7 protein-coding genes are annotated in these 13,784 nt (G+C 59.5%); 3 read left to right on the forward strand and 4 right to left on the reverse strand.

Going from position 1 to position 13,784, the window contains the following annotated elements; all coding sequences use genetic code 11:
* Positions 1 to 107: 107 nt before the first annotated feature.
* The 3 genes from JZX87_RS28460 to JZX87_RS28470 all read left to right on the forward strand — a co-directional run bounded on the left by JZX87_RS28460 (position 108) and on the right by JZX87_RS28470 (position 5,843).
* Complete coding sequence (locus JZX87_RS28460; protein ID WP_206829177.1) at positions 108 to 1,169, forward strand: RHE_PE00001 family protein; 1,062 nt, start codon at positions 108 to 110, stop codon at positions 1,167 to 1,169.
* A gap of 105 nt (positions 1,170 to 1,274) precedes the next feature.
* Positions 1,275 to 2,222: an aminotransferase gene (locus tag JZX87_RS28465; protein WP_206829178.1), complete on the forward strand. Its 948-nt coding sequence runs from the start codon at positions 1,275 to 1,277 to the stop codon at positions 2,220 to 2,222.
* A 9-nt stretch (positions 2,223 to 2,231) separates the two neighbouring features.
* Complete coding sequence (locus JZX87_RS28470; protein ID WP_286195151.1) at positions 2,232 to 5,843, forward strand: DEAD/DEAH box helicase; 3,612 nt, start codon at positions 2,232 to 2,234, stop codon at positions 5,841 to 5,843.
* A gap of 93 nt (positions 5,844 to 5,936) precedes the next feature.
* On the opposite strand, the gene JZX87_RS28475 is transcribed toward JZX87_RS28470, so the two are convergent.
* From JZX87_RS28475 to JZX87_RS28490, 4 genes are all read right to left on the reverse strand, one after another.
* Positions 5,937 to 9,104, reverse strand: a complete 3,168-nt coding sequence (locus JZX87_RS28475) for a UvrD-helicase domain-containing protein (protein ID WP_206829180.1) — start codon at positions 9,102 to 9,104, stop codon at positions 5,937 to 5,939.
* Positions 9,101 to 11,770: a PD-(D/E)XK nuclease family protein gene (locus JZX87_RS28480; protein WP_206829183.1), complete on the reverse strand. Its 2,670-nt coding sequence runs from the start codon at positions 11,768 to 11,770 to the stop codon at positions 9,101 to 9,103. The genes JZX87_RS28475 and JZX87_RS28480 overlap by 4 nt, the downstream gene beginning before the upstream one ends.
* 338 nt (positions 11,771 to 12,108) lie before the next feature.
* Positions 12,109 to 12,843, reverse strand: coding sequence for a DUF6602 domain-containing protein (locus tag JZX87_RS28485; protein WP_206829185.1), 735 nt, complete (start codon positions 12,841 to 12,843; stop codon positions 12,109 to 12,111).
* The gene (locus tag JZX87_RS28490) at positions 12,840 to 13,784 is read right to left on the reverse strand and encodes an AAA family ATPase (RefSeq protein ID WP_286195152.1); all 945 of its coding nucleotides are present in this window, start codon (positions 13,782 to 13,784) and stop codon (positions 12,840 to 12,842) included. The genes JZX87_RS28485 and JZX87_RS28490 overlap by 4 nt, the downstream gene beginning before the upstream one ends.

Below are 13,784 nucleotides of genomic sequence, written 5' to 3' on the forward strand. Positions count from 1 at the left end.
CGCTTCGTCATGAAAGAAGAATCTCATGATTTGCAGAAAACGGGAATCCCTCCTGCCACCGGATTTGCTCCAGTTACCTGTTGCGGCCGATTTCGGACGTGGGCTCAATGTTGACCCGTCTCGATGAGCGCATTGCCAGTTCGCCGGTCGGCGAAGGATGGATCGAGCGCACCCATTTCACCGACGCCTGCGCCTCGCTGTGGATCGACGGCGAACTGGTTCATCTCGAAGACCTCGTCCTGCATGACGCCACGAAGGATATTCGCACGCCCACCCACGAGCTGACAATCGCCCGCGACGTTTTGAAAACCCGCCGGCGCATCGCCGCGCAGCTACCCGGCTGGGCTTTATCCGCCGACGGCCTCCGCAGCTTGCGCGGCCTGGCAGCGACGGTGGCGTCGGATGGCACCGCGACGAGCAGTGAAACCGCGCCGGCTGTCGACGAGGTTGCCGGAGGAGGGGAGAGGGACGAGGTCGAAGATGGTGTAGGCCCGCTCGACGCCGAATTCGCCGCCATTGATGTGGTGCTGGCTCGCGCCGACGCCGCGATCAAGCAGGCAAAACTGCCCGGCCGCGCCGGAGCCTCGGAAAAGGACCCGCTCGTCTATGATCTCGACTGGGACGAGGACGAGCGGCTGGAAGAATGGCGCGGCGTGTTGCGGCAGACGCAAGACCTACCCGCAGTGCTGCAGGCGGTAGTCGCCCTCGATGCCTGGAATGATTTATCCGTGCTGCAGCATGCACCATGGCTCGGTCGGCTTCTCGCCGCATCGATCCTGCGTCAAGCCGGACTGACGACGGCGGTCCATCTGGCCGCCTTCAATTTCGGCCTGAAAGCCATTCCGGTCGATCGGCGCCGGCATCGCGACCGCGAAACCCGGCTGCTGGCCATTCTCGGCGGCATCATCGCCGCCGCAGAGCTCGGACTGAAGGAACATGACCGTCTGCTGCTTGCGCGAAAAATGATGGAGCGCCGGCTGGTCGGGAAACGCATATCGTCAAAGCTGCCGGAACTGATCGAGTTGGTGATCTCGCGGCCGCTGTTATCGGCTGGGATGATCGCGAAGGAGCTCGAGGTCACGCCGCGGGCGGCACTTCGGATCGTCGAGGAGCTGGGCCTGTGGGAGATGACGGGGAGGGGGAGGTTTCGGGCGTGGGGGGTGTTGTAACGACCAAATGCGATAAACGCTCCGGCCTTTTTCAGGCCGGCGTAGTTGTGGAGTTTGTAGCTGTTCTCGTGTAACTCCAGAGTTGCAACTTCCTGTCGAGATATCATGCATAAACAAGCACCGCCAAACGCGACATTGAACAAATGGCTCACCAGCTATCCCGCGTCGACAAAGGGTTACGGTCACATCCTGCTGGAACAAATCGTTCCGGGCGACGCAACGATACGGGAGGGGTTGCGTCCCTATTTTGAGTCTGCACATTCGGATGCGCGTCAGTACTTTCATGGCTATGCGGGGATGAGCCTCCATCCGGATGCCGGTGCTCCGGGATTCAACGCGAAATATCCAAACTGCCTTCCCCCGAAGGCAAGGCGAGGCGTGTTCGGAGAGGTGATGTCGGGGCTGATGACCGAGGCGCTGGACTTCGTCGGCCATCACCAGTGGGTCGTCCCGGTCTTTCTCTTCCGCAACCAGGAAGACGCAAGGCAGTATATCTATGTTCTGTCGCGTGACACCCTTCGCACAAGAGAGATTCTCGGCCGCAAGGGCGACGACTTCATCGGCATCGTCGTCAACGACGACGGCTCGGTCAGCCGTTTCATTGCCGGCGAAGCCAAATGGCGCAAGCAATGGATCCCGTCCGTTCTCGACGAGGTCATGCTTGGCAAGAAGGTCGAGGTGCCGAAAAAGTCCGGTAACCTTGTCCATGATGGCAAGGGTGTCTGGTTCGAGATCAACCGCGCCCTCGATGTGCCGATTGGCGTCAAACAGCTGCAGGACATCCTCCAGGAGTTGGCGCCCGATGAATACGCCGACGTTATACTCTCCCTGGACAGGATCCAGCAGTTGGAAAATCCGGCGCCATCCCAGCGTACCGATCTTATTCTCCTGGTTGGGGGCAGCGCCGCCGGGCGTAGCGCGGGACAACCGCTGCTAGAACGGGGAAACAAACCCGTCCAGCACCAGAAGAACAGAGACCTTCAAGTCGTAGAAGTCATCTTGTCCGACGGCGATGCACTGATTGACGCGCTTTATGACAGTCTGTGGACCTGAGGGACATTCATGCCGATCACCGATCCAGAACGCATAGCAATCGCAACACGGACTCGGAACGCCATCGGCCAAGATCAGCTCCTGACACCGAGGCAGGCGAGGGCTTTCGTCAGGGCGATACAGACCACATGGGATGTCGAGACCATCTATTGGTCGCAAAGCGATTCCGCAGAAACCTTGGCGGAGGCCTACAGGCTCATCCATGCCGGCGGGGTGCTTCAGTCGGTCGCGGGCGGAAACCAGATGGACGCGAGCCTTGCTTTCCGCCGGGCCGGCGAGCTGTTCGAATGGCTGGCCCGTTCGAACGATAGCCTAGCTGAAGTCGTGCCGCTGGCACTGTTTGCGGCGGGATCCTACCAGCTGGGTGGGTTGCCTGCGATGGCAGCGGGGCTTTTACGGCAGGTAAAGTCGAATGACGACGGCATTCTCCTCTTCGCCGACTTCCTCAGTGCCGATTTCGACCGCGTGCTTGAAAGGGTTGCCGCCTTCTGGAACGCCAATCCTCAAGCGACCGTGCCGGACGCGTCCAACGCGTTTTTCAAGGAAGATATAGACTCCGATCTCGCGTGGTTGACGACGCTCGAGCTGATCAGGTCGGTCGGCCTCGCGGCTGACAGCCTGCGCCGGGGCCAGTTCGACAGGCTGGAAGCTGCAATGACGCATCTTCGCCAGGTCGAGCGCTTTCTAGTGCGCCTCGCCCCCGAAGATGTCGCGACGCTGGCTTTCTTCATCCGGTCCGCCTGCGAGCGTTATGCCAAGGCCACGATCTATCAGCCTCTTCGGCGATTGGCCGCAATGCGTCCGGGGCATTTGGACTATTTGGACGGTTTTGCCAGGCGGCAATATGCCAGAGGACGCGGGGTGCTCTGGCAATCACAACATCAGGGCATCGAGCGGCTGCTACAAAACTCCTCCTTCGCCCTGTGCACGCCAACCGGATCGGGAAAAACGCTCGTCGCAAATCTGGCAATCGTAAAAGAGCTACTTTTGCGGGGCGACGGCCATCTGGCGCCGCTTGCCCTCTATATCGTTCCCTCTCGCGCGCTCGCTGGCGAGGTCGAGTCAAAACTCACTGGCGAACTCGGCCGCGAATTCGTCGTCACTGGGCTCTACGGCGGCGCCGACTGGGGCATCACCGACGCATGGCTCACAGCCGATACGCCGACCGTGCTTATTGCCACCGTCGAAAAAGCCGATGCGCTGATGCGCTACCTTGGACCCATGCTACTTGCGCGGTTGAAGCTCCTCTTGGTGGATGAGGCCCACCAAGTCGTCATTGAAAATACGGTTTATGCCCAGGAAGCACTGGCGGGACATACCAGCCGCGCGGCACGGCTCGAGGCCTTCATTTCCAGGCTTTTGGCCCGCAAGCCAGATGTGGTCAGGATTGCCCTAACGGCCGTCGCGGGCGGGGCAGCGGGCCCGGTCGCTCGATGGATCGAAGGGAATTCGACCGCTGAGGCAGTCGGGTCCTATTACCGCAGCTCGAGGCAGGCGATCGGCACATTCGAAGTTCGCCCGGGCGCTGCCCCGGAAATCCTCTTCGACATGCTCAATGACCGCGTTCTCGCGGTGAGAGGCAGAGATGCGAATGTCTATATGCGACTTCGAATTGCGCCGATGCCACAGGCACCGGCGGTGGTCAGGGGTAGCCTCAACCACAATACGCAATTGGCGGTCTTGTGGACGGCGCTTCACCTGACCGATAGTGACCGGCGTATCCTCGTCTCTGTGTCACAAAGCCCAGAGGACACTATCAAATGGTATGCAGACGCTTTTGCATTAAAGGGGTGGGACGCGGCGCCCGCTTTCGTGCCGCCGGTGGAAGGCTCGGACGTTGAGCTGTTTAAGTCTGCAAGAATGGTCTGCGCCGACTATTGCGGCCAGGATTCCCACGAGTTGAAATTACTTGAGAGGGGGATAGCGACCAACCACGGTCAGATGCCGCAGCGCCTCAGGCGCATGATGGTTGCCCTGATCGAGCGTTCGATCTGCCGGATAACCGTGGCAACGGCCACTTTAACCGAAGGCGTCAACCTGCCCTTTGATCTGATCTTCTTGCCGTCGGTGATGAGAAGCTCCTTCGATGTCGCCACGCGAACGCGAACCGAACATCCGATGTCAACGGCGGAGTTTCGCAATCTCGCCGGCCGCGCCGGCCGCCCTGGCGCCGCCAAGGGAATGGAAGGCATGACACTAGTTGCGCTTCCTGTGGCGGAATCAACCACGGCTCCAGGTCAGCGCCAGATGCAGCGTAATCAGATCGGCGCGCGTCGGGCGGAATACGACAATCTCCTTGGAGGTTTGATTGCCGACGCTGCAGGCGGCGGCGAACATCACAGTCCGCTCGCGGTGCTGATGCGTTCGATATGGCAGCGATCGTTGCAGCTCGGCCTCGTGACTTCTGCCGACTTTTTGACCTGGCTGGAAGGTGCTGTGCCGCAGGAACTGTCCGGCGAGGCCGGGACCGCCTCGCCTTCCGCGACAGCTCGACTAGCAGATAGTATCGACGAGCTGGATGGCATCATCCTGTCCGCGATCGAAGAGCTGCAGGCAATCGACCCGGTCCAGTTGACACAAGCGCAGATCGAGGCGGCTTTAGCCAAGGTTTGGCAGAACACCTTCGCCAGGGTGGCCTCGGCCTATGAGAACTGGATGGAAGTAGCCTTCATCCAGAGGGGCAGAGGTTTAGTCGCGACGGTTTATCCCGACGCGTCGGAGCGAAGGGTGCTCTACAGCTTCGGCTATACACCTTGCATTGGCCGGCGCTTTCGCCCCGCGGCAGAAAAGTTGCTGGACATATTACACTATGCCGATGGCTATGGCGGCATGCAGGACGACGATCGCCTGGCCTTGTTCCGGCAGATGGGCGACGTCATCGCCGACGACCGGGGTTTTGGCTTTGCCGTGCGCGACACGGTGATCGGTCGCGCGCTTTACGCCCGATGGCACGAGGTTCTGGCATGGTGGATGTCTGCTAACGATGCTCCGCAGCCGCCAACCGACGATCTTCGCGCGTGGCAGACCTTCGTCGCGGATAATCTAGAATTCCGTCTTGCGGTTGCCATCGGCGCCGCCGTTGCCCAGCGCTGGACTGAAGAAAACCCCGATCCTTTCGCGACCCCTGCCCTCAACACGTGGAAAGAAACGGCCGATCTCCCGTGGTTCGCATTCTGGGCAAAGGAATTGCTGCGCTGGGGGACACTCGATCCGTTTGTGGCGTTCGCCTTGTCGCAGGGCATCGCTCGCTCCCGCGATGACGCCATCCCGCTGAGACAGGAGTTCTTGGACTGGATGGATGATCGCCATGAGCCAGCGGCGGACGACGAGGATCTGATCGATCCGCGGAATTTCCTCGAGTGGTCGCGCAGCAGGCGAAAAAGCCCGACCGACCGAGTGGTAACCCGATCGCTGCAAGCCGGTCTGTCCGGTACTACCGGCGCAAACGGAAAATACTCCGTCATCCCTATCCGGGTTGCCGATGGCCTACGCTGGATCGATCCGGCCGGCTTCGAGTTGGCGGTGTCGACAGACAGCCCGACCATGCTAGGCCCTGACATTTACGGCCAAGATTTCGATCTCCTGACCGGCAAAGGGACCGAGATTGTGAGAGTGTTTTAGGTCAAGATTCAAAGGTCGGCGCATTGTCGCCACGCCGATATCCCTTCACCGGGATGGGCGGTGATCACAAGAATTGTAGCGTGCCCGTCACCTTTACTCTAGCTCGATACGGGTCATAACTGCTGCAATCGGCTGATGGATCCAGTATTCGAAGTGGCCTTTGCCAGTGATCCGTTGGATTGCCCGGGCGTAGAGGTTCACCTGTCCGGCAAATTCGCGCAGCCGCAACTCGTCCAACCCTACCGATCCCGGAAAGCTCTTATGATCGATGATCGCAAATCCGTCGCCAATGTCGATCAGAAGATCGAGGCGGCCGCCGACGATTTGGAGGCCGTCCACGGCATGGATAGGCCATTCCTTCAATTGGGTGGCGCTTCCGAACCGGCGCGTGATGAAAGACTGCAATCGATCCGAGATCGCGACGGTGTCAGCGGCACTTAATTGTGGAACGCCCCAGCGGGCAAGAGTGGCGGCAGCGCGCTGCGTACGCATTGCCGTTTGCGCGTCTGGATTGTCTGCGGCGAGAAACCGATGAACGGCTTCGCCAAGCATCTGAAGATCGGGATGTCCCACCAAGGGAATGCGATCGCCGATGGTTTCTGTTTCTGCAATCGTGACCTGCGCGCCGGATAGGACGGCGTCGCTGGGTCGAATCCTGAGAGGCGGGTAAGCTGTGGATGTTGCAGCCGGTCTCACATATTCCTGCGGCGGCTTGCTGCGTGACTGCGGCGTCGGCAGGGCCTCGGGAGAGGGACGGCTAGTAAACCTTTCTACCCCCACGCTGATGGTATCTCCGGCATCCCTTACGAGCGGCACGCCTTCATCGCTTTGCAGTTCATCGAGCCACGGCTGGGCACCGCCGGTACTCGTCAAAACCAGATAGTCGCGGGCGCGAGTGAGTCCGACATAGAGAAGGCGTGTCCGCTCCCGGCGCTCTTCTGCGAGCGCCGATATACCTTCAGGGCTCACTGGCGCCCACACGTCCAGACCAACGTCCTTCTGTTGCTCCCCGTATGGCCAAGGCCAGAACCGCAAGACGCGCGTTGCAAGAGGGGAACTCCAGTCCGGCGCGCTTTCGTTCTCGGCAACCATGCCGAACGGAGAACCCTTGGCCAATGCATCGAGCTCGGTCAATAAGACGATCGGCCATTCAAGACCTTTGGCCGCATGATAGGTCATGATGTTCACGGCATCTGGATGCCGGCTTTGCGGCTGGCGAGCGTCGTCGCGCGACATGATCCACGCGCAGGCGCCAGTTAAGGTTGACGCCTGTCGCTCAGCACGTTGTTCGTCTTGATAGGCCTCGACCAGGCCGCGGAGAGCTTCCAAGTTCTGAAGCCGCTGCTCGGCATTACCCCAACTGAGGAGCGTGTCAATGATTGTCGGCGCATGGAGTAGTGCATCAAAAACCTCCACTGGCGTGAGCTGAAGCGCTCGGTCGCGGATCTCGATCAGCGCGTCGACAAAAGGAACCCGCGCGATCAGCCCGGCTTTTGCGTCGTTATCAAAAATAGCGGCGAACCAATCATTGTTGTCAGTCGCAAGCCTGGCAAGTTCGGCGAGTGCGAGTGTATCGCTACCGTCGGCGATCCATCGGAACGCGGCGAGCGCGAGTTCGATCTCGGGCTGAGCAAGGAGTCCCGATCGCTCCACCGCGACCCGGACGCCATGTTCTGATAAAGCCAAAGCGAGCTCGCCGACCTGTTGATTTCCGCGACACAGGACCGCGATGTCGCCACCACGGGACTTTCGCGGCCAGCCACCTTTTCCCGAGACGGGCCACTCAGCGGGTTTGGCAAGTAGTCCGGCGATCTGGGCCGCTAGCATTGCGGTGCGGTCATCCTTTTTCTTGCCCGTCATTGGCCAGAATGACAGGCCAGGTGGTGTGTCCGTATTCTCGGTCCGCTCGCATCCGTCGAACCTGATTTCTTCATCCTTCATGCCGACCCGCGCCATATTTGGCGTGATCGCCGCGTTGACGAAGTCGGCAAGCTGTGGGCGGGTGCGGTAGGAGCGACGTAGATAGCCCGTGATGCCGCCTGTGGCTTGGGTGATGGCAGCGGAGGCGGCAATAGTTAGCGCGGGGTCGGCGTCGCGGAAGCCGTAGATCGATTGCTTGGGATCGCCGACCCACAGATTGCGTTTGGCGATTTGCGATAAGGCGGTGAAGATTGCGATTTGGATCGGGCTCGAATCCTGAAACTCGTCAACGAAGACCGCGCCGATTAGTTCGCGAAGGCGCTCCTCGTTTGCCGGATTGGTGATGATGTCCAGCGTAAGCATTTCCTGATCGACGAAGTCGAGGAGACCACGTTCGCGTTTATAATTGGCATACGCGCTGATGCATTTGGCTGCGCAATCGAAGATCAACGCGATATAACGCTCGATATCAGCCCTCAGGCCCGGATGTTTTGGATGGGCGGATGCAGCCGCGATCACATCCGCAAAGAGCGATGCATCCGTTTTGGTCGCTCCGAGTTTGGCGAGTTTCGCCCATTCAGGCCAAGATATCCGCTCTCCGCCATGCAGGGTGCGGACAGCCTTCTCAACAGTCGGGACATCCTTTGTTAGTGTCCCGCTTTTCAAGCTGGCCCGGTTCTTCTCGATATTGAACATACAGGCCTCAATAGCTGATGCGAGCGCAGCGTCTGTAGCCTCCGTTGTCTGACCGGATGTCTCGAGTGGCAGGAGCGCGATCAGGCTGGCGCTTGACCGGGCTGCACAATGGGTGAGGCGTTCTTTCGGAATACCGTTTGAACGCGCCAGATCAACTGCACGCCGAACGTCGTCCTGCCAGCCACGGATTGTTCGGCCATGTGCCGAATAGCTTCGTGCTTGAATACCAAAACGTTCCGCAATCTCTGAGATCGCAGGGCCACATTCCTCCATCACCAACCCGGATGCCCTTCCGAAAATCGAAGACTGTCGGTCCTCAGCTATGACCTCCGAGATTGGCGATCGTCCGAGCTCGAAAGCGAATTCCGAGATCAACGCGCCGCAAACTGAGTTCACCGTGCCTATCCGGGCAGACAGCATCGCGGAGGCAAGCTCTGGCCGACCCCTGTCGATCAATGTGGCTCGAATGCGACCTGCAAGTTCGGCAGCTGCTTTCTTGGTAAAAGTGGTCGCGAGAATCCTGTGCGGAGCTGTGCCAGCACAAACCTCCGTGACAATGTCCTGCACGAGCCGGTACGTTTTGCCGGTGCCAGCACTGGCAATCGTTGTGTCAACTCGGTTTTGTGACGTCGTGTCTTCTGTCATGCGATAGCCCTAACCCGACAGAGCGTTGAATAGTCGCAACGCTCGCAGTGCACCTCACGCGCTATGGTAAGATCGCTTGGGAGCAAGTTCGCCACCCCTTCCACACCCGTTGCGAGAATCTGCCCGCCTTCGGTCACAGATCGCCAGCTCCTCCAGGCGGCGATGATCGCCGTCCAGGTATCCGGCAACGACCTGTTGCCCTGAACAAGGCGGCCACTAAGACCGCTCCCCTCCAGTGTCGCAAACTGGCGCTGGTTCAGAAGGAAGTAGCCTGCACGATAGGGCTGATCTCCGGCAACGAGTGCTCCATAACTGGCCAACTGGACGGCGCCGCCATTGGCGAGTTCATCGACGCGTGTCCGATCGCTGCGGGTCCATTTGAGATCGACGATCACGGCTTGTCCCATTTGGTCACGGGTAATGAGATCAACTGCACCTCGCATGGAAAGCACGGCTTCAAATGTCCCGCTGACCTGTTGTTCCGTTGCCTCGACGGTTAGATGATTGTCAACCAGGCATCGTGCCAGGCTAGCCATCGCAGCTGGCAGCCGCCTGCGCGCGAAATTGAGCTCCTCGGCAAATTCTGGATGCCGTAGCGGGGCCGCGAGCTGATCAATCTTACTTTCAAGGAACGAGGTTGTTTGTTGCGCGGCGGAAGTGGGATCGGGCGGGACACCAGGCACGAAGATATCGCGGGCGATAGCATGCGCGAGATTACCAAGAAGCTGATTTGCGTCGGGGATTGAGCGAACTCGACCTGCCCTAAGCCTTGCGACGTGTCGGAGGGCCCACATAAGCTGGCAGGATAACAGGCTTTCCAGCGAGGTTGCCGATTGAGTAGCTTCCGCTAGGCGCGTGTTGAAGTTTGCCGGGGTTGGCCAGGAAAATTTTGCTTGCGGGAGAAGCGCCGGGGCAATCGCATGCCTTCCAATCACCGTATCGCCGATACTGATCTCGGAAGCGCGCAGCGCTGTTTCAAGCTGGAGAACCGTGCCGACCTTATCGAGCGCCGGCTTCAGGCGGTGTGCCAGCGGATGTAAACTGTCCTCGGCATCGCTGTCGAGCCCGGCAGCGATCAGGAGAACGGAGCGGCGCGCGTTCAAGATAGCGCGCTCCCAAGCGGCGCTCGCTGCGCGTGCCCCCATCGCCATATCGTCGGCGGGACAGTCCGCGGACGCAAGTTCCTGTTTTTCGCGCTCGCTCCACGGTGAACGTAAGGACCCTTCCCGCGTAGCGCCAAAATTCCACCAGACCACCGTGGAAACAGGTGCCCAGATGGAGCCTGGATGCGGTACGCTCCGCCAGCTAGCGGCTTCTGCCCGCGCGTTCGGATTGGCTTCGCCGAGATCGAGGGCCTGGTCAATGATGCGTTCGACAAGAAGCCGGGGCAACCGGTCTCGACCCAGCGCCGCTAGCGCTGCCCGGACCTCACCTGCAAGGATGGAGGTGGCGGAGTACAGAAAATCATTGGTCATGGCGTATCTGCGTGAAGCCCAGACCGCAACCCGGTCACAGATCGCCAATGCCTGTTGGAGAGGGATGCCAAGAATTGGGTCGGCGGTCTGAGGTTCGGCCCATTCCCGCCAGCGTGAAAGCCGCCGATTGGCAGCCTCAAGCTCGCCGGTCTCGCCCTGTGCCCTGAGACGTTCGTTCTGGTCAATCTTGGTCCAGGCTTCTTCCCATTCGATCCCTCCTCGGCCTGGAGCCTGTTCAAGCGCTGCGGCCAAATGCCAAGCCGCGCGCGGAGAGACGGGCGAATTGGGGAAAACCAGGAGCTCCATCAGCGCGCGCGGGTCGAATGGTGCCCAGACGATCTTGAAAGCAAGTAGCAGAAGTTGCAGCGATCCCCGATGGATCGAGGACCGGCTGCGGCCTGCGCGCGGCGCACCGGCGCCGGCCAGTCCATGGTCGAGAAGATCCGTGTCGCCGTCCTGTGAGACGAGCGCAATCGTGGTGTTCCCCGTCTGGTTGGCAAACCATTGCCCGACAATTTCGGCGGCGAGCGGCTTGCTGGCCGACGATGCCACCGTCACGCTACCGTCTGCCCCTTCCAACGTTCCGCTTGAGTTGAGCATCCATCGCTGTAGCTTTCCGAGCGACGTCTCTACCGGGGCCGCGGCGGTCGACTTGATCGCCTCCATCACACAACCGAGATTGCTAAGCCGTTCAAGGAGACGGCGAAGTGGCGACGGACATAAATCGATTGGATCGATTAGTCTTATTCGGGTAAGCGGACGCATGCTGGATGCCGCCAGTTCGTTGATGATGGCGGCGATCCGATCGGACAGACCGGACGGCAGCTCGATGGCTGCCCGAGACGCGGCAGCGAGGTTGCTTAGCCGTGGCTCTCGCCAGGTCTGGTCATGCTGCCATCCAAACCCGATCAGTTCGTCGCGCCATCCAAGTAGTGTTTGCGCGGTAGACCACGGATCCATTTGAAGGGACGAGGTCCAGAAGTAGTCTCCATCGAGGCTCTCTAAGGTCGCTTGGAACGATGCGATTCTGACGACCTGCGGCTTACGCGGACCCCCGATGCCCAGTATCGTCTCCAGCGTATCGACCAGACCGGCCGGTCCAAGCACAGGTTGTCCCATAGAGCCGCCGCCATCACCACCATGATCCGGGACGGAGCCAGCGTCAGCCCAAAGTCCAAATACGATGTCCATGAAATTCGTTCCCCCAGAGGCAACATGTCATATTAAGCGATGGTGTTTCAATAGAATGCAATCAAAGGTCGTCGCTTTTTAGCCAATCTGGATCCGTCCAGGTCTGAAGTTTAGATTATCCCTAGAACGAGCGTGGCAGCTTATCCCCAAAACATCGGACACCAGACTTACGCCACCCAGCAATGAGAGCACGCTCCCTTCTAGCCGCAATGCCGGAGCCGTGAAAAATCAGCGCATATTCTGCAAATTTATCGCCCTTAGGTCTAATCGTTGAAGTCTTTCCTCTCCAAGTAAAAAAGGGTGACCGAAGTGCCCGATGATGTCTATTGGCAACGGCCTTAGGTAGGTAAATCAACATCAAGCCAACGCGCATATGCCCGGATGTCAATCATAGGAACTGTGGCTTTTTCCTGCAGTCGAGCAATCAGCTCAAAGAGGAATGCAGTTGCGGGCTTTCGCATAGGGGTGAGCATGTCGGCCCCTTCCAGATCGCGAGCAAAGATGCCGTGCGCTGCCACGCAGCCTAGATCGAGCCGGTCAGCTTCGCTGCCGTCAGTCAGCGCACTGGAGAGCGCTACGCCGAGTCCGGGTGACCAGTCGCTCTCCAGCGTCAACAAACCTCCGATAATATTCTGCAGCGGCTTGGCTGGGTATGTGCCACCCGCATGAGGAATAGGAAGGCTCGTGCGATGCAGAGATCGGACACTCGCAACTTTCTTGCGGGCATATGCGACTTGTTCTGCATTGATAGATTGCTTGGCCTCAAAGACCGCATACACGCTCTCCGCGGGAATGACGGTTTGCCCCTGAAAAGAGAAGATAAAGGGCGAATATTGGCGATCGAAGACGACCACGTCGATTTGGTCGCTGAATGCTCCGGTGCTGTCGACGACATGGGCAGATGCTGCCTGATAACGCATAGGCAGATAAGTTTGCATCATCTCAAGCCAGACAGCTTCACTGGCGTCGCCCTTCGTTCCTGGATGGCCGAAAGCCTTTCGGGCACGCCCTAGTCGCTCCTGAATGTCGTCATGCAGCTCTGAAAGGAGCGTTTGGATAGACCAAGTGCTCATCGGGTAACCTCTGTTGCTGCGACCTCATCGCGAAAAGCTGGCGTCGGATGCATCGCCTTTGCGATCTGCAGTGCGCGTCCTCCCTCAACCGGCTTGTGCGGGTAAGCATCAAGCGCGATTGCCGGCAGGAGGCGTTGGGTTAGGTCTGAAAACGTAAAACCGGGAGCATCTCCCGTTGCCCCAGTCGCCAACACCAGCATCTGCAACTGGCTTGCGGTGATTCCAAGCGGGCCGAGACGAAGCGAAAGGATGTGCTGTCGCTGCTCGTTGCTGGGACGAGCAAAAGCTAATATGTCCGCAGCTCGGCGACGTACCGCGGGATCGAGGGCATTGAGGCGATTCGTACACATGATCACCGCTGCAGGAAGCCGAAGATTCGCAAGGCGGTCGATACCCCGGATGAATGCGTTGACGCCAGCGCGATCCTCATGGTGCATCTGCGAGGATTCACGTGACTGTGCAAGGGCGTCGGCTTCATCGACTAGAAGGATGATGCCGCCTTTGGCTTTTCGATCTCCCCTGAGCTTGCTTGCCGCCTGAACCGTGTGCTCGAATGCCGCGGAAAGCAGCTGTGTCATTTCACCGACACGGCCCTGGCCGCGTGTGGCCAGACTGAGTGGAAACAAGGTGATCTCAATGTCTTCCTGGCGCGCTACCGCGTCTCCGATAGTCTCGGCGAGCTCGGTCTTGCCCGAGCCCACGTCCCCTGCGAGGACAACAAGTGGCGGGCGACGTAAGATGACATCAAGCAAGGCACGCGCTTCAGCTGCATGAAAACGGGCAGCCCACTTTTCGAGCCCCTGCGGATTGACCATGAGGCCAAGGATTTTGGCCAGGCGAGATTTTTGGTCATCGAGACCGACTAGTCGCGCGAGCCGCTCCTGAGGCTCGAAGTCAGGGTAAGTTTGACGTCGCTCAAAAAGCTCGTCCAGTCCGGGCAT

It is taken from the genome of Agrobacterium sp. Ap1 (assembly GCF_017313375.1).
Taxonomy (GTDB): domain Bacteria; phylum Pseudomonadota; class Alphaproteobacteria; order Rhizobiales; family Rhizobiaceae; genus Neorhizobium; species Neorhizobium cellulosilyticum.